The following is a 13,414-nucleotide window of genomic DNA, read 5'->3' on the forward strand; positions in this document are numbered from 1 at the left end:
CGAGGACATGACCGAAGTTGCACGGATCGCGACACTTGAGCGCGCCACCAGTGAGTCCTCCATTCGCCTGAGCCTGAACCTCGACGGAACCGGTGAGGCCGACATCGACACCGGTGTCCCCTTCTTCGATCACATGCTGACGGCGTTCGCCCGCCACTCGCTCACCGATCTCACGATCCGCGCGGAGGGTGACGTGCATATCGACGTGCACCACACGGTTGAAGACACTGGGATCCTCCTCGGACAGGCGATCCTCGAGGCGCTCGGCGACAAGCGCGGCATCTCGCGCTACGGAGACGCCTTCGTGCCGCTCGACGAGGCGCTCGCGCAAGCGGTCATCGATATCTCGGGCCGCCCCTACCTCGTGCACTCCGGCGAGCCCGCGGGCTTCGAGTTCCACCTCATCGGCGGCCACTACACCGGATCGATGGTGCGGCACTTCTTCGAGGCGCTCACGCTGAACGCCCGCCTGTCGGTGCACCTCAAGCTCATCGAGGGCCGCGATCCACACCACATCGCGGAGGCTGAGTTCAAGGCGTTCGCGCGCGCATTCCGCACGGCGAAGGCGAAGGATCCGCTCGTGACCGGCATTCCCTCCACTAAGGGAGCACTGTGACCGGAAGCGATGCTCCGCGCGTCGCTGTGCTCGACTACGGTTCGGGCAACGTTCACTCAGCAGTAAAGGCACTCGTGCGCGCCGGAGCCGAGGTCGAACTCACGCGCGACCCGCAGCGTGTGCTCGACGCCGACGGGCTGTTCGTGCCGGGCGTCGGCGCTTTTGACGCGGTGATGGCGCAGCTGCGCGCGATCCAGGGCCACGAACTCATCGGGCGCAGGCTCGCGGGCGGCCGCCCCGTGCTCGGCGTCTGTGTCGGCCTGCAGGTGATGTTCGACGAGGGCATCGAGCGGGGCATCACCACCGAGGGGCTCGGCGAGTGGCCTGGTACGGTGCGTGAGCTGAACGCGCCGATGCTTCCGCACATGGGCTGGAACACGGTCACCGCACCCGCAGATTCGGTGCTCTTCCGCGGCATTGAGAGCGAACGCTTCTACTTTGTGCACTCGAACGCTGCCACGGAGTGGACCCTCGAGGGCCGCACCCCGGCGCTCGCACCCAAGGTGACCTGGTCGGCATACGGCGAGCCGTTCGTCGCCGCCGTCGAGAACGGTCCGCTCACCGCAACACAGTTTCACCCCGAAAAATCAGGCGAGGCCGGCATCGCGTTGCTGCGCAACTGGATTGCCTCGCTTACCCCCACACGTACCACCAAGGAGAACCGATGACCGAGCTTGCGACGAGCCCGAAACTGCAGCTGCTTCCCGCGATCGACATGGTCGACGGCAAGGCTGTGCGGCTCACCCAGGGTGAGGCCGGAACCGAAACGAACTACGGCAGCCCCGTCGACGCGGCAATGGACTGGATCGAGCAGGGCGCGGAGTGGATCCACCTCGTCGACCTCGACGCTGCCTTCGGCCGCGGCTCGAACGTCGGCATTGCACGCAAGATCATCGCGCGCGCGGGAAACCGCGTGAAGATCGAGTTCTCGGGCGGGATCCGTGACGACAAGAGCCTCGAAGCCGCACTCGAGATGGGCGCGGCCCGCGTGAACCTCGGCACGGCCGCTCTCGAGAACCCCGAGTGGACCCGCGCGGTCATCGCTCACTACGGCGAGCAGATCGCCGTCGGCCTCGATGTGCGCGGCGAGACCCTCGCAGCGCGTGGCTGGACCGAAGAGGGCGGCAACCTCTGGGACGTGCTCGAGCGTCTCGAAGAGGCCGGCTGCCCGCGCTACGTCGTCACCGACGTCACGAAGGACGGCATGATGGGCGGACCGAACGTCGAGCTCCTGAAGAAGGTGTGCACCCGCACCGACCGGCCCGTGATCGCCTCGGGCGGCATCTCGAGCCTTGACGACATCGCAGCGCTCCGCGAGGCCGTGTCGCACGGCGTCGAGGGCGCAATCATCGGTAAGGCGCTGTACGACGGCGCGTTCACGCTGCCCGCCGCACTCGACGTCGCGGGAAGGTAGCGTCGAGGGCCAAGATGGCGATCAAGAAGCTTCCGTCGACGGGGGACACCCCGCGGTCGACGGGTGTGCCCGAGAGCCTCGTGGCCGGCGGCGACGCAGACTCGGCTGGTTTCCCGTGGGCCGGTCGCACGTTCGACCACCACGAGACGGCGTTTGCCGACGACGACGGGGCGACGCCCGAGGCGCTCGGTGCGGCAATTGCTGCGCTGCGCACCGCGGGGGAGGCCTATCGGGCCGGCGGCGCGGATCCCGCATCGATCGAGGCACTCGCGGGGCTCCGACGGACGGTGCTCGGAGAGCTGTCGCGTTCGCGGCTGCTCGTGCCGCTGCTTGCCGAAGCCGGTGAGCTCGGCGAGACGCCAGACGGCCGCATCGTCGAGAAGTCTCAGGAGCTGTCGATCGTGACGGTCGCGAGCCCCGACGGGCGGCGCGTGATGCCCGTGTTTTCTTCGGTGGAGGCGATGCAGCGGTGGAACCCAGGGTCACGGCCCATCCCGGTTCCCGGGCCGCAGGCAGCGGTTGCCGCGGCGCAAGAGGGCACTGACCTCATCATCATCGACCCGGGCTCGCCCGACACCCAGTTCGGGGTGCGAAGGCCTGAGCTTGAGGCCGTCGCTCTCGGTGAATCGCGTGCACCTGCGTGGGCTGATCCAGAGGTGCGATCCGCGTTTCTCCTCGCCGCTGCCGGCGAGCAGTCTCTGCGCGCCCTCGCGCTGCTCCCGGGAGACCCAGCGGGGGATCTCACCGCACCCGAAACCGAGGTGCACCTGCTCATCGAGGAAGGCCTCGACCGCGACGGCCTCACCGAAATGCTGACGCGGCTGCAGCAGCGCTGGGCGAGCGACGCGATCATCGCGGAGCGCGTCGACTCGATGCGCTTCGTGCCTCGCCTCGCTGAGTAGTGCCGCTGGCCCCGCGGCCGGGCACCCGGGGCCGGCGGGGCGCCAGCGACACTACTCGGCTACGTAGAGCGCGATGTTCTCGGAGACGAGCGCGGGCTGCTCGGAACCCTCGATCTCAATTGTCGTGCTCGTCTTCATCCGCCAGCCCTGGCGGCTCTCCTCAGCTGAGACCACTTCGACCCGCGCGCGCAGTCGGGAACCCACGATGACCGGCGTGAGAAACCGCACCCGGTCGAGGCCGTAGTTGACCGCCATCGCGACCTGCTCAACCGCGATGAGGCCCGCCGCGAGGTGCGGGATCAGTGAGAGCGTGAGGTAACCGTGGGCGATTGTCGCGCCGAACGGCCCGGCCGCGGCTCGCGCCGCGTCGAGGTGGATCCACTGGTGGTCGCCGGTGGCCTCCGCGAACGCTGTGATCCGATCCTGATCGATGCGGAGCCACTCACCGGTCGCGGACTGCCCGACGGCCTCGGGAAGCGCCGAGGGGTGGGGGATCCTCACGCTCATGCCCTCGGCCCGCCGGCGACGTAGAGCACCTGACCTGAGACGAAGCCCGCCTCCTCCGAGCAGAAGAACGCCGCCGCGTTCGCGATGTCCTCTGGCGCGCCCGCGCGTGCGACCGGAATATCAGCCACCGAGTGGGCCACGAAGTCGTCGAACGGGACGCCGACGCGCTCGGCCGTCGAGCGGGTCATGTCGGTCACGATGAACCCCGGAGCGATCGCGTTGGCGGTGACGCCGTAGCGCCCGAGCTCGATCGCGAGGGTCTTCGTGAAGCCCTGCATCCCGGCCTTCGCGGCGGCGTAGTTTGCCTGGCCGCGGTTGCCGAGGGCGGAGGTGCTTGAGAGGTTGACGATCCGCCCCCAGCCGGCCTCGACCTGGTGCTGCTGCACGGCGCGGCTCATGAGAAATGCGCCGCGCAGATGCACGCCGAGCACCGAGTCCCAGTCGTCCTCGGTCATTTTGAACAGCAGGTTATCGCGGATGATCCCCGCATTGTTCACGAGGATCGTGGGCGCACCAAGCTCCTCGGTGACACGGGCGACAGCGGCCTGAACCGCGCCGCTGTCGGCGACGTTCGCGCCGACAGCCATCGCGCGGCCGCCGGCCTGGGTGATCGCGGCGACGGTGTCGGAGCAGGAGGCCTCATCGAGATCGAGCACGGCGACTGCGTGACCGTCGCGTGCGAGGCGGAGGGCGGTCGCGGCGCCGATGCCGCGGGCGGCTCCGGTCACGATAGCGATGCGAGTCATATGGTGGGTGTCCTTTCGTCGGGTGGATGAGATGCGCGGGATCGTGCGAGAGGCTACAGGCGCTCGAGCACCATCGCCATGCCCTGGCCGCCGCCAACGCACATCGTCTCGAGGCCGTAGCGGCCGCCGGTTGCCTTGAGCCCATTGATGAGCGTCGAGGTGATCCTGGCACCGGTCATTCCAAAGGGGTGTCCGACTGCGATCGCGCCGCCGTGAACGTTCAGGCGGTCCTCGTCGATGCCGAGCTGGCGTGCCGACGGGATGACCTGCGCAGCAAAGGCCTCGTTAATCTCGACGAGGTCGATGTCGTCGATCGCGAGGCCCGCCTGCGCGAGGGCGCGTCGTGACGACTCAACTGGGCCGAGGCCCATGATCTCGGGGGAGAGGCCGCTCACGCCGGTCGAGACGATCCGGGCGAGTGGCTGCAGGCCGAGCTCGTCGACGATCCGCCCCGACACCACAACGAGCGCCGCGGCGCCGTCGTTGAGCGGGCAGCAGTTGCCGGCGGTGACGGTGCCGTCCGGCCGGAACACGGGATCGAGGCCCGCGAGTGCCTCGAGGGTCGTGCCAGGGCGGGGCCCGTCGTCAGCGGAGACGACAGTGCCGTCGGCGAGCGTGACGGGCGTGATGTCGAGCTCCCAGAAGCCGGAAGCGATCGCGGCTTCGGCGCGCTGCTGCGAGCGAACAGCGAAGGCATCTTGCTCGTCGCGGGTGATCCCGTGGAGCTGGGCAACGTTCTCGGCAGTCTGGCCCATCGCGATGTACGGGTCGGGGAGGTCTCCTGACTCGCGTGGGTCTGCCCAAATTGGCGAGCCCGCCTCGGTGCGTGCCTGGCCCCGTGCTCTCGCCTCGGCGAATACCGGATTCTCGATCGCAACGTCGGGGGTCGCGTCGGCCCTGCCCTGTGTGTACCGGCTCACCATCTCTACGCCACCGGAGACGAAGATGTCGCCCTCACCGGCCTTGATCGCGTGGAACGCCATGCGCGTGGTCTGCAGCGATGATGAGCAGTAGCGGTTCACTGTGGTGCCGGGGACAGTGTCGAGCCCGAGCAGCACCGACACGATCCGCGCGATGTTAAAGCCCTGCTCACCGGCGGGCGAGCCGGTTCCGAGCAGGATGTCCTCGACCCGGGTGGGATCGAGCCCGGGCACCTGGTCGAGCGCGGCCTGCACCATGCGGGCGGCGAGGTCATCGCCGCGGAGTGAGGCGAGTGAGCCCTTGCGGGCCCGGCCGATCGGTGAGCGCGCGGTGGAAACGATGTAGGCCTCTGACATGGTGCTCCTCAGTGAGTGGGCGTTGGGATGAGCATGTCGTGCAGCTTCGATGCTGCCGACGGGATCAGCTGCTCTTCCGATCGGCCGCATGATCTCCGGCGATCGACACCAGTATGCATCATTTTTGAGAATGTGCACACTGTTTTCTGGAATGTTGCATCAAGGCCACAGCGGCCGGATAGAGTAATCGGATGAACAGCACAGTGGGCGCTCCAATCGCTCAGGTTGGCCTCGCTGCGGCGCCCTCTCTCCTCTCAGACCGGCTCGATACTCGCGACGACGCGATGCGAGCGTTTCACGGTGCCCGCGAAGCGTTCATCGCCGGAGACCGCATCAGCATGGGGGAGCTCGCAGCCGATCTCGGCGTCGACCGCACCTCCCTGTTTCGCTGGGTCGGAAACCGCGACGCGCTTCTCAGTGAGGTGCTGTGGTCGCTTGCGGTGCCGACCTTCGTGCAGGCAGAACAGGCCTCGGCAGACCTCGCCGGGGCGCCCCGGGTAGTGGCGATCCTCACCGACTTCGTCGATGGCCTGATCACCGCGACCTACTTCCGCACCTTCCTCCGGAGAGAACCGGCGCGGGCGCTGCGGCTGCTCACCACGAAGGAGAGCCCGATCCAGCGCCGCTACACCGCGACGGTGGAGTGGCTCGTGCGGCGAGAGCTCGGCGAGGCGCCCCTCGGGGGCGCGATCGACCCCGCTGGCCTTGCTTACCTGCTGGCGCGGGTGTCCGAGTCCTTCTCGTACGCAGACCTCATCTCAGGCGACGAGCCGAGCGTCGACCGGGCCCACGCGGCGTTCCGGCTGCTGCTGCGCGTCGATAGTTAGGTCCAGCCCGCCGCGGGCTCGTGCCGCTACGCCGCGCGCGTGCTCCCGCCCCGTGCATCCTCCCCGACCCGATTAATCTAGACCGGCCCCTGCCCAGGCCGAAAAGGGGTCGTAATGGATTAAACGGGGGGTTTGGGAGGCAGGTGCGGCGGCCTGCTGGGTGGTTGCGTGAGGGCACGGCTGGCGCGGGCCGTGGCTCGGGGATCCGGCGTTCTCCCTCGGACGCGAAGAGCAGCGTCAGTAGCGCGTGTCCCGCCCCCGCACTACAGGAGATTCACCAGCGCGACATAGCAGCCGGTGCCGGCAGCGATGCTCAAGAGGGCACGCCGCCCGCCGAACAGGTGCACAGCTACCGTGACGGCGGTTGCCGCGAGCACCATCCACCACTGCGATCCCCGCGCAGCGATCTCGTCGCGGAGCACGACGACCGCGAGGATCAGCAGGATCCCCGCGGGCATCCACTCGCCGAGCGAGCGCACGAACTTCGAGCGGCGCAGTGGTTTGAGCACGGCGAACGGGAGCGCACGCAGCGCCAGCGTGATGAGCCCGGCAATGCCGATCGCCGCGATGAGATACCAGGTCATGCTTCGCCCTCCTGCTCACGCTGTCGGTGCTGATCCAGAATCTGATCGCGCCCCTGCTCCTGCTCCCGCTCTCGCCGCGCGATGACCGCGTAGCGCACCGCGAGCAGCGCCGCGAAGCACACGAGCGCCGCGAGCATGCTGTTGCCGGGAAAAGCCGCGAGCGCGACTGCGACAGCGAGGCCCGCGAGTAGGGCCGACGGTACCTCGCGTTTCGACCGCACTGCGTCGAGCGTGAGCACGGTAAACGTTGCTGCGAGAGCGAACTCAAAGCCCTCAATCGGAGCGGGCAGTGCGCTCGCAATCGCGAGCCCGAGCAGTCCGCCGCCGACCCAGTACAGCTGCATCATGAGCTGACCGGTCACGATTCGCGCGCTCGTGAGCTTCTCCGGGGGCATCAACACATAGGTCGCGTAGGCCTCATCGATGAGTGCGTACACAGAGTAAGCGCGGGCTGCGCCAGGTCGCACCCGAGAAATCGGAAAAGACAGCGCGTAGAACACGTGCCTGAAGTTCACGGCAAAGACAGTCACTGCGATCGTGATGAGCGGGGTCGCAGTGACGAGCATGCTGACGAGCAGGAGCTCTACTGAACCCGCGAAGATCACGATCGAGAGCGCCGGCGCAACCCACATCGGCAGCCCTGCCTGCACCACCAGAATGCCGAGCGCAATTCCGAGCGGGAAGATAGCGATCCCGACCCCGAGAGAATCTCGCACGCCCTTGGCGGCTTGCGAGGCCCACCCGTTTCGTGCCGCGGGCGGAAGGGAGGTGGCCATGGGCCCATTCTGTCGCATCGCTGGCCGCTGGCGAAGCTCGGTGCCAGTTTGTGACGGGAACGGTGTCCCCGCGTCCCGAAAACACGGCAGCGCACGCGGGCGGATGCCGCGTGCGCTGTCGTGACGAGCGAGTTAGTTCACAGGGCCTGTGTACTTCTCGCCCGGGCCCTTGCCGATCGGGTCGGGGATCGGCGAGGCCTCACGGAACGCGAGCTGCACCGAGCGCAGGCCGTCGCGGAGGCTCCGCGCGTGCATGTCGCTGATCTCGGGTGCGCCTGCGGTGATGAGCCCGGCGAGCGCGTTGATGAGCTTGCGCGCCTCATCGAGGTCGATCTGGCTGTCGGGATCGTCGGCGAGGCCGACCTTCACCGCTGCGGCGCTGAGGAGGTGTACTGCCGCGGTCGTAATCACCTCGACTGCGGCGACATCGGCGATGTCGCGCACGGCCTGCGTCGCCTCGTCACCCTCCGGGTAAACTGCATCGTGATCGGTGGTCTGCGATGCCGCGTCGGCGTTCTGCTCGCTCATAAACAGCGTCCCTGTCTTTCTATCGCTCAGTGTGCTAAGCTTCTCGAGGTTATCGGCAAACTATTGCCGGTGCTACGGAAGAGGAGATTCTCCCACCCGGCACCTCTTAAGGTTATCGGGTAGTTGGCACCCCGTCGCATTTGATGTGACAGCTTAAGGGTGTGGGTACGCCTGCGTTCCCGATCTCATTTCCGTGAGCCTCGACACCGTCGAGCAGACTTAATCACATGAGATCAGAGGAGTAGGCGATCAGCGAGCCCCGTACGAATGACCGAATCCGCGTTTCCGAGGTGCGACTGGTAGGACCCGGTGGCGAGCAGGTCGGCGTTGTGCCGATCGATACGGCACTGCGCCTTGCCCAGGAGGCGGATCTCGATCTCGTTGAGGTCGCTCCGAACTCAAAGCCTCCCGTTGCCAAGATCATGGACTTTGGAAAGTTCAAGTACGAGGCAGCTCAGAAGGCCAAGGAAGCACGCCGTAACCAGGCGAACACCATCCTCAAAGAGGTGCGTTTCCGCCTGAAGATCGATAAGCACGACTACGAGACCAAGGTCAAGCGTGCCATCGGCTTCCTCGAGCAGGGTGACAAGGTGAAGGCAATGATCCTCTTCCGTGGTCGCGAGCAGTCGCGCCCGGAGCAGGGTGTGCGTTTGCTGCAGCAGTTCGCAGAAGGCATTGCCGAGTACGGCACTGTCGAGTCCAACCCTCGGATTGATGGCCGCAACATGGTGATGGTCATCGCCCCAGTGAAGAACAAGTCCGAAGCGAAGGCAGAGCAGAACGCTCGCCGCGCTGAGGAGAAGGCGAGTCGCCGCGCTGAGAAGCCGGCAGAAGACACCACCGCCGAATAAAGACCCGTGGCTGTGCGGGGATCGCAAGATCCGCCGCGCGCCCATGACGCAGCCGCCCCGGCGGTGCACCACAACAAGGAGAAAACCGATGCCAAAGCAGAAGACCCACTCGGGGGCCAAGAAGCGCTTTAAGGTAACTGGCTCCGGCAAGCTGATGAAGCAGCAGGCCGGCATGCGCCACAACCTTGAGGTCAAGTCCTCGCGTCGTAAGCGCCGCCTGAACGCCGACCAGGTGCTCGCTCCGGGCGATGCGAAGCAGGCGAAGAAGCTCCTCGGCCTCTAAGCCGGCCCCACAACTTATCTCTGTTAAGGAAGAACTGAAATGGCAAGAGTAAAAAGGGCCGTCAACGCCCACAAGAAGCGTCGCGTAATCCTTGAGCGCGCCTCGGGCTACCGCGGACAGCGTTCGCGCCTGTACCGTAAGGCCAAGGAGCAGGTCACTCACTCGCTGGTCTACGCGTACAACGACCGTCGCAAGCGCAAGGGTGACTTCCGTCGCCTGTGGATCCAGCGCATCAACGCTGGTGCACGCGCCAACGGCCTGACCTACAACCGCTTCATCCAGGGCCTCGGCCTCGCAGGTGTTGAGGTTGACCGTCGCATGCTCTCGGAGCTCGCGACCAACGACGCAGCGACGTTTGCGACGCTCGTTGAGGTTGCCAAGAAGGCTCTTCCCGAGGACACCTCGGCACCGAAGGTTGCTGCGTAAGTAGCGTTCTCCAAGAAACCCCGCCCCGCACTTGTGCGGCGGCGGGGTTTTTGGGTTTTCGGGTGGCAGCCCACGGGTAGTCTTGACCCGTGACTGAACTCATCGAGAACCCCAAGGCCCCGCGCGTGAAGCGCGTCGCATCGCTCGCCCGCAAGAAGGGTCGCCTGGAGGTCGGACAGTTCCTCGTCGAGGGGCCGCAGTCGGTGCGCGAGCTCCTCACGTACCGCCCCGGCCTTGCCGAGGTGGTCTACGCGACGACCGGCAGCGAGGCATGGCAGCAGGAGATCGACAGGCTCGCATCTGACGCAGGTGTGCGGATCGACCGTGTCACCCCACAGGTGCTCGCCGCGATGGCCGAGACCGTGCAGCCGCAGGGCGTGCTCGCGGTCGCACACATTCCCCAGATCGGCCTCGCCGAGGCGCTCGCCGGCGCAAAGCTCGTTGCCGTGCTGCACGAGGTGCGGGATCCCGGCAACGCGGGAACGGTGCTCCGCGCCGCGGACGCCGCGGGCGCCGACGCCGTCGTGTTCGCGGGGGAGTCGATTGACCCGTGGCACCCGAAGGTCGTGCGATCCACAACCGGTTCGATCTTCCACCTGCCCGTGGCCACCGCGGCGTCGCTCACCGAGGTCGTGGAGGCGGCCCGCGCCGCAGGGCTCGAGACCATCGCAGCCGACGTGCGCGGCGACTCGCTCGAGCAGGCGCGCGGCGAGCTCACCGGCAAGATCGCCTGGGTGTTCGGCAACGAGGCCCGTGGGCTCGACGAGGCGGAGCGGGAGATCATCGGCCGCTCGCTCAAGCTGCCGATCTATGGCGCGGCAGAGTCGCTGAACCTCGCGACCGCCGCAAGCGTGCTGCTCTACGAGACCGCGTTCGCGCAGCGCGCCTAGATCTTGCTGTGGGCGCTGGCCCGCAGACGCACTCGCCTGGCCTGCCCAACTCCCTCAGGAACTGGGCAGGCCAGGCTCGTCTTAGACGCGGTTGTGCGAGCGGCGTCGTGCAGCGAACGCGACGGCACCTCCGAGTAGCAGGAGCGCGCCGAACGCGCCGCCGCGCGCGGGGAGCGGGGCACCGGATGCCGCAAGCGGCGACGCTCCACCTGTGCTGGCTGCCTCGATCGTGATCGGAGCCCAGCCGATAACGCTGCCATCGGAGTTCGCGATGACGAGTTTATGCTCGCCAAGCGCTACATCCGCGGGGATCGTCAGCCCGATGCTGCCCTGGGCGCTGACGGTCTCCGTTGCGAGGTGACGGGGCACCGAGAAGAGCCAGGCCTCGAGCTTTTCCCCTGCGCGCTCGCTGTGGATCCCCACCGTGATGCGTTCGCCAGGCTTCGCGACAGCGGGCAGCGTAATCTTGCCCTTGAGCGCGTCAGTGAGGTCCGCGAGCGTTGGCTGCGTTGGGGCTGTCTCACCCGAATCAGTCTGGGGGTCAGGTTTCGGGTCTGTCTGCTTCGCTTGTACCTTCGCTGTGGGGGCGCTCGTCACGGGAGTCGCCAGGAATCCTGGCTTCGTTCCGGTGACAGTGACCGTCACGGCCTTCCCGACCGCGCTCTCCGGGAGCACGAAGGTGGCCCCGGTCGCGCCAGCGACAGGGGTTTCGCTGATCGCCCACTCGTAGGCGAACGAGGTGTCTGCAGGCCAGCCCTCGGCGTGCGCGGTGAGCGTTTCTCCGACCTGCGTCTTGCCCGCAATTGTGGGCGCGGGAGCTGGGGAGAGCAGGTCCTCACGCACGGCAATGCTTGCCGAACATTCGGAGCAGGTGCCGCCGAGGGTTGCGACGCGCGCGCTCGCGTCGATCGTGCCGCCCGACGCGGTGTTTTTTACCTGCGCCCCGAAGCTCACGGTCGCGGTCGCACCGGGATCCGTGGCAGGGATCGCCCAGCTCAGTGTCGCGTCCGAGAGGGTGAGGCCAGCGGGGAGCGGCTCGCTGAGGTCCGCACTGCCGAGCAGCGAGGCGACGTCGACCGTCACGACGGAAGTCGCGAGCGGCACCAGGCCGGTGTTGCTCGCAGTGAGGGTGAAGCTCAACTCGTCGCCGCGGCCTGCGGGCGCTGCATTCGTCGGGCCAGTGAGGCTCGCGGTGAGCTTTTCGGGCCAGGCGGGTTTGCCGGGGGTGAGGATCCAGTCCTGCCAGAGCGCGGTGAGGTCGCGGCCAGAGAGCTCCTCAGCGAGTGACTTGAGCGCGTCGCCGTTCACGCTCTGGCCGGCGAACCGATCCTGCCACTGGCGGAGCAGATCGAAGAATGCCTCGTCGCCAATCGCGATCTTCAGGGCCTCCCAGAACTGTGCGCTGCGTGTGTAGGTCTGGTAGCCGTAGATGTCGACGGAGGAAGTCTGTACACCCGGAGCGATATTCCAGCCTTCTGAACCTTCCGGGGTTACACTCCAAGACGCGAAGTAAACTGCCTCGGTACTATTGCGTGCCCCGAAGCCAGCCTCACTGTTGTAATGCGTCGGCATCCAACTCGCCATGCCCTCGGCGATCCAGATGTCGGTCCACGTGCTCGGTGAGACGTTGTTGCCGAACCACTGGTGCGCGAGCTCGTGGATGAGGGTGTTGCCCGCCACGGATCCCGCGGACGGGAAGAACGAGCGATCCTGTGTTTCGAGCGCGTAGTTGATTTCGCTCGGCACGCTGTCGACGACGACTCCGGTGCTGTTGCCGGGGTAAGGGCCGTATACCCGCTCGAGGTTTTGGGTGATTTCTTCGAGTTGCGCAACCCGGTTCGTGACGGCCGCCTTGTCGGCTGCGGGCAACTGCGAATCCATGAACGACCAGCTCGGAATTCTTCGCCCGTCGCTGAGTGTGATCTCGGACTCCAAGATGTCGTAACGCCCGATGCCGACGAGGGCGAGCTCAGACGCCATCCGTTGATTCTGCTGCCACACCCAGGTGGTGCGAGTACCGTCGGCCGATGGGGTGCGGCTGACGAGTTCACCGTTGCTCACGGCGGCTGCGGTGCCGGGGTTCGAGCCGTCTGCCGCGGCGAGCACGCTGGGAATATCCACGGTGAACGTGTATGTGGCTTTGTCGCCGGGGGTGTTGTTGTGCGGGTAGCCGGCCATCATGCCGACGGGCTGGCCGAGGAGGATCGCGCCGTCCGTGGTGCGGCCCCACCCCTCGGCGGAGCCGTCCGTGTCGATGTGAGTGACTGGGACGCCGTGGTAGTTCACGGTCGCCGTGAACTCGCCCGAGACCGGCTCCGCGGGGGTGATCACGAGCTTGTGCTTGATAGCTGCGGGGTCGACGATGCGCTCCCACTGTGCGACCTCGCCGTTGACGGTTACGGAATCGATCTGCATGCCCTCGAAGTCGAGGGAGAAGGATCGCAGCGGCTGATCCGCCCGCGCCGTCATCGTGGTGCTCGCCGCGTCGATGCTCCCCGAGAGGAGTGCCTCGTTCTGCGTCTCATCCGGCGACCAAGCGAGAGCGACGTCGTAGTTGAGCGCGTCATAGCCGCCGTTGCCGACGTTGGGGAAGACGCTGTCGCCCGCGGTCTGCGGGCCGTCGATCGCGCCGGTTGGTGGGGCGCCTGAGGGGGTGGCAAACGCCGCCTGTGCAGGCAGTGTCAGCATGCCGGTCGCGAGGGCGAGGGCGAGGGTAGTGGCAAGCGGACGGCGCGAGCGTGCCGCGCTTCCAGGGCGGAGATGTGGCATATTGTCCTTCAACATTGA

General features: G+C 66.9%; 16 protein-coding genes. 9 read left to right on the top strand and 7 right to left on the bottom strand.

Annotated elements, in window-relative coordinates; all coding sequences use genetic code 11:
* Positions 1-7: 7 nt before the first annotated feature.
* From hisB to ACI1US_RS00680, 4 genes are read left to right on the top strand one after another with little or no spacing between them, the layout of a single operon-like run.
* On the top strand, positions 8-616 hold the full coding sequence (hisB, locus tag ACI1US_RS00665) for an imidazoleglycerol-phosphate dehydratase HisB (protein ID WP_416549748.1): 609 nt from the start codon (positions 8-10) through the stop codon (positions 614-616).
* A complete protein-coding gene (gene hisH / locus ACI1US_RS00670) occupies positions 613-1,284 on the top strand; it encodes an imidazole glycerol phosphate synthase subunit HisH (protein ID WP_461637315.1) in 672 nt (223 codons plus the stop codon). Before hisB ends, hisH begins: the two co-directional genes overlap by 4 nt.
* Positions 1,281-2,030, top strand: a complete 750-nt coding sequence (priA, locus tag ACI1US_RS00675; protein WP_461637317.1) for a bifunctional 1-(5-phosphoribosyl)-5-((5-phosphoribosylamino)methylideneamino)imidazole-4-carboxamide isomerase/phosphoribosylanthranilate isomerase PriA — start codon at positions 1,281-1,283, stop codon at positions 2,028-2,030. Before hisH ends, priA begins: the two co-directional genes overlap by 4 nt.
* Before the next feature lie 14 nt (positions 2,031-2,044).
* Positions 2,045-2,932: an SseB family protein gene (locus ACI1US_RS00680; RefSeq protein WP_461637319.1), complete on the top strand. Its 888-nt coding sequence runs from the start codon at positions 2,045-2,047 to the stop codon at positions 2,930-2,932.
* 51 nt (positions 2,933-2,983) lie between these two features.
* On the opposite strand, the gene ACI1US_RS00685 is transcribed toward ACI1US_RS00680, so the two are convergent.
* The 3 genes from ACI1US_RS00685 to ACI1US_RS00695 are packed head-to-tail and all read right to left on the bottom strand — an operon-like array spanning position 2,984 to position 5,462.
* Positions 2,984-3,439 (bottom strand): MaoC family dehydratase, encoded by a 456-nt coding sequence (locus ACI1US_RS00685; RefSeq protein ID WP_461637321.1) that lies wholly within the window; start codon positions 3,437-3,439, stop codon positions 2,984-2,986.
* Positions 3,436-4,185 (bottom strand): SDR family oxidoreductase, encoded by a 750-nt coding sequence (locus ACI1US_RS00690; protein ID WP_461637324.1) that lies wholly within the window; start codon positions 4,183-4,185, stop codon positions 3,436-3,438. Before ACI1US_RS00690 ends, ACI1US_RS00685 begins: the two co-directional genes overlap by 4 nt.
* A gap of 53 nt (positions 4,186-4,238) precedes the next feature.
* Positions 4,239-5,462 (bottom strand): acetyl-CoA C-acetyltransferase, encoded by a 1,224-nt coding sequence (locus ACI1US_RS00695; RefSeq protein WP_461637326.1) that lies wholly within the window; start codon positions 5,460-5,462, stop codon positions 4,239-4,241.
* A 191-nt stretch (positions 5,463-5,653) separates the two neighbouring features.
* Here ACI1US_RS00695 and ACI1US_RS00700 point away from each other — a divergent pair, with 191 nt between their 5' ends.
* Positions 5,654-6,289: a QsdR family transcriptional regulator gene (locus ACI1US_RS00700; protein ID WP_461637328.1), complete on the top strand. Its 636-nt coding sequence runs from the start codon at positions 5,654-5,656 to the stop codon at positions 6,287-6,289.
* Between the two features lie 263 nt (positions 6,290-6,552).
* On the opposite strand, the gene ACI1US_RS00705 is transcribed toward ACI1US_RS00700, so the two are convergent.
* The 3 genes from ACI1US_RS00705 to ACI1US_RS00715 all read right to left on the bottom strand — a co-directional run bounded on the left by ACI1US_RS00705 (position 6,553) and on the right by ACI1US_RS00715 (position 8,177).
* Positions 6,553-6,873: a branched-chain amino acid transporter permease gene (locus ACI1US_RS00705; protein ID WP_461637330.1), complete on the bottom strand. Its 321-nt coding sequence runs from the start codon at positions 6,871-6,873 to the stop codon at positions 6,553-6,555.
* Positions 6,870-7,649, bottom strand: coding sequence for an AzlC family ABC transporter permease (locus ACI1US_RS00710; protein ID WP_461637332.1), 780 nt, complete (start codon positions 7,647-7,649; stop codon positions 6,870-6,872). The genes ACI1US_RS00705 and ACI1US_RS00710 overlap by 4 nt, the downstream gene beginning before the upstream one ends.
* A 132-nt stretch (positions 7,650-7,781) precedes the next feature.
* Positions 7,782-8,177, bottom strand: a complete 396-nt coding sequence (locus tag ACI1US_RS00715) for a DUF1844 domain-containing protein (protein ID WP_416549744.1) — start codon at positions 8,175-8,177, stop codon at positions 7,782-7,784.
* A 248-nt stretch (positions 8,178-8,425) separates the two neighbouring features.
* On the opposite strand from ACI1US_RS00715, the gene infC reads away from it, so the two are divergent.
* The 4 genes from infC to ACI1US_RS00735 all read left to right on the top strand — a co-directional run bounded on the left by infC (position 8,426) and on the right by ACI1US_RS00735 (position 10,627).
* Positions 8,426-9,028, top strand: a complete 603-nt coding sequence (gene infC, locus ACI1US_RS00720) for a translation initiation factor IF-3 (RefSeq protein ID WP_416549745.1) — start codon at positions 8,426-8,428, stop codon at positions 9,026-9,028.
* An 88-nt stretch (positions 9,029-9,116) separates the two neighbouring features.
* Positions 9,117-9,311 (top strand): 50S ribosomal protein L35, encoded by a 195-nt coding sequence (gene rpmI, locus ACI1US_RS00725; RefSeq protein WP_059058853.1) that lies wholly within the window; start codon positions 9,117-9,119, stop codon positions 9,309-9,311.
* Between the two features lie 39 nt (positions 9,312-9,350).
* Positions 9,351-9,737 carry a 50S ribosomal protein L20 gene (gene rplT / locus ACI1US_RS00730; protein WP_042542475.1) on the top strand — a complete coding sequence of 129 codons (387 nt, stop codon included), beginning with the start codon at positions 9,351-9,353 and terminating at the stop codon, positions 9,735-9,737.
* 89 nt (positions 9,738-9,826) lie between these two features.
* Positions 9,827-10,627 (top strand): TrmH family RNA methyltransferase, encoded by an 801-nt coding sequence (locus ACI1US_RS00735; protein WP_461637335.1) that lies wholly within the window; start codon positions 9,827-9,829, stop codon positions 10,625-10,627.
* A gap of 81 nt (positions 10,628-10,708) precedes the next feature.
* Here ACI1US_RS00735 and ACI1US_RS00740 read toward each other — a convergent pair whose 3' ends face one another.
* Positions 10,709-13,396, bottom strand: a complete 2,688-nt coding sequence (locus ACI1US_RS00740) for a M1 family aminopeptidase (protein WP_461637337.1) — start codon at positions 13,394-13,396, stop codon at positions 10,709-10,711.
* Positions 13,397-13,414 lie beyond the last annotated feature (18 nt).

The organism is Leucobacter sp. BZR 635, assembly GCF_048061935.2.
Classification (GTDB): Bacteria; Actinomycetota; Actinomycetes; order Actinomycetales; family Microbacteriaceae; genus Leucobacter.

Excerpts from the sequence above, each read along its gene's own strand:
- ACI1US_RS00680 (WP_461637319.1), top strand. The coding sequence starts at position 2,045 with ATGGCGATCAAGAAGCTTCCGTCGACGGGGGACACCCCGCGGTCGACG.
- ACI1US_RS00700 (WP_461637328.1), top strand. The coding sequence starts at position 5,654 with ATGAACAGCACAGTGGGCGCTCCAATCGCTCAGGTTGGCCTCGCTGCG.
- ACI1US_RS00740 (WP_461637337.1), bottom strand. The coding sequence starts at position 13,396 with ATGCCACATCTCCGCCCTGGAAGCGCGGCACGCTCGCGCCGTCCGCTT.
- ACI1US_RS00710 (WP_461637332.1), bottom strand. The coding sequence starts at position 7,649 with ATGGCCACCTCCCTTCCGCCCGCGGCACGAAACGGGTGGGCCTCGCAA.
- ACI1US_RS00695 (WP_461637326.1), bottom strand. The coding sequence starts at position 5,462 with ATGTCAGAGGCCTACATCGTTTCCACCGCGCGCTCACCGATCGGCCGG.
- rplT (WP_042542475.1), top strand. The coding sequence starts at position 9,351 with ATGGCAAGAGTAAAAAGGGCCGTCAACGCCCACAAGAAGCGTCGCGTA.
- hisB (WP_416549748.1), top strand. The coding sequence starts at position 8 with ATGACCGAAGTTGCACGGATCGCGACACTTGAGCGCGCCACCAGTGAG.
- ACI1US_RS00685 (WP_461637321.1), bottom strand. The coding sequence starts at position 3,439 with ATGAGCGTGAGGATCCCCCACCCCTCGGCGCTTCCCGAGGCCGTCGGG.
- rpmI (WP_059058853.1), top strand. The coding sequence starts at position 9,117 with ATGCCAAAGCAGAAGACCCACTCGGGGGCCAAGAAGCGCTTTAAGGTA.
- ACI1US_RS00690 (WP_461637324.1), bottom strand. The coding sequence starts at position 4,185 with ATGACTCGCATCGCTATCGTGACCGGAGCCGCCCGCGGCATCGGCGCC.
- priA (WP_461637317.1), top strand. The coding sequence starts at position 1,281 with ATGACCGAGCTTGCGACGAGCCCGAAACTGCAGCTGCTTCCCGCGATC.
- ACI1US_RS00705 (WP_461637330.1), bottom strand. The coding sequence starts at position 6,873 with ATGACCTGGTATCTCATCGCGGCGATCGGCATTGCCGGGCTCATCACG.
- ACI1US_RS00715 (WP_416549744.1), bottom strand. The coding sequence starts at position 8,177 with ATGAGCGAGCAGAACGCCGACGCGGCATCGCAGACCACCGATCACGAT.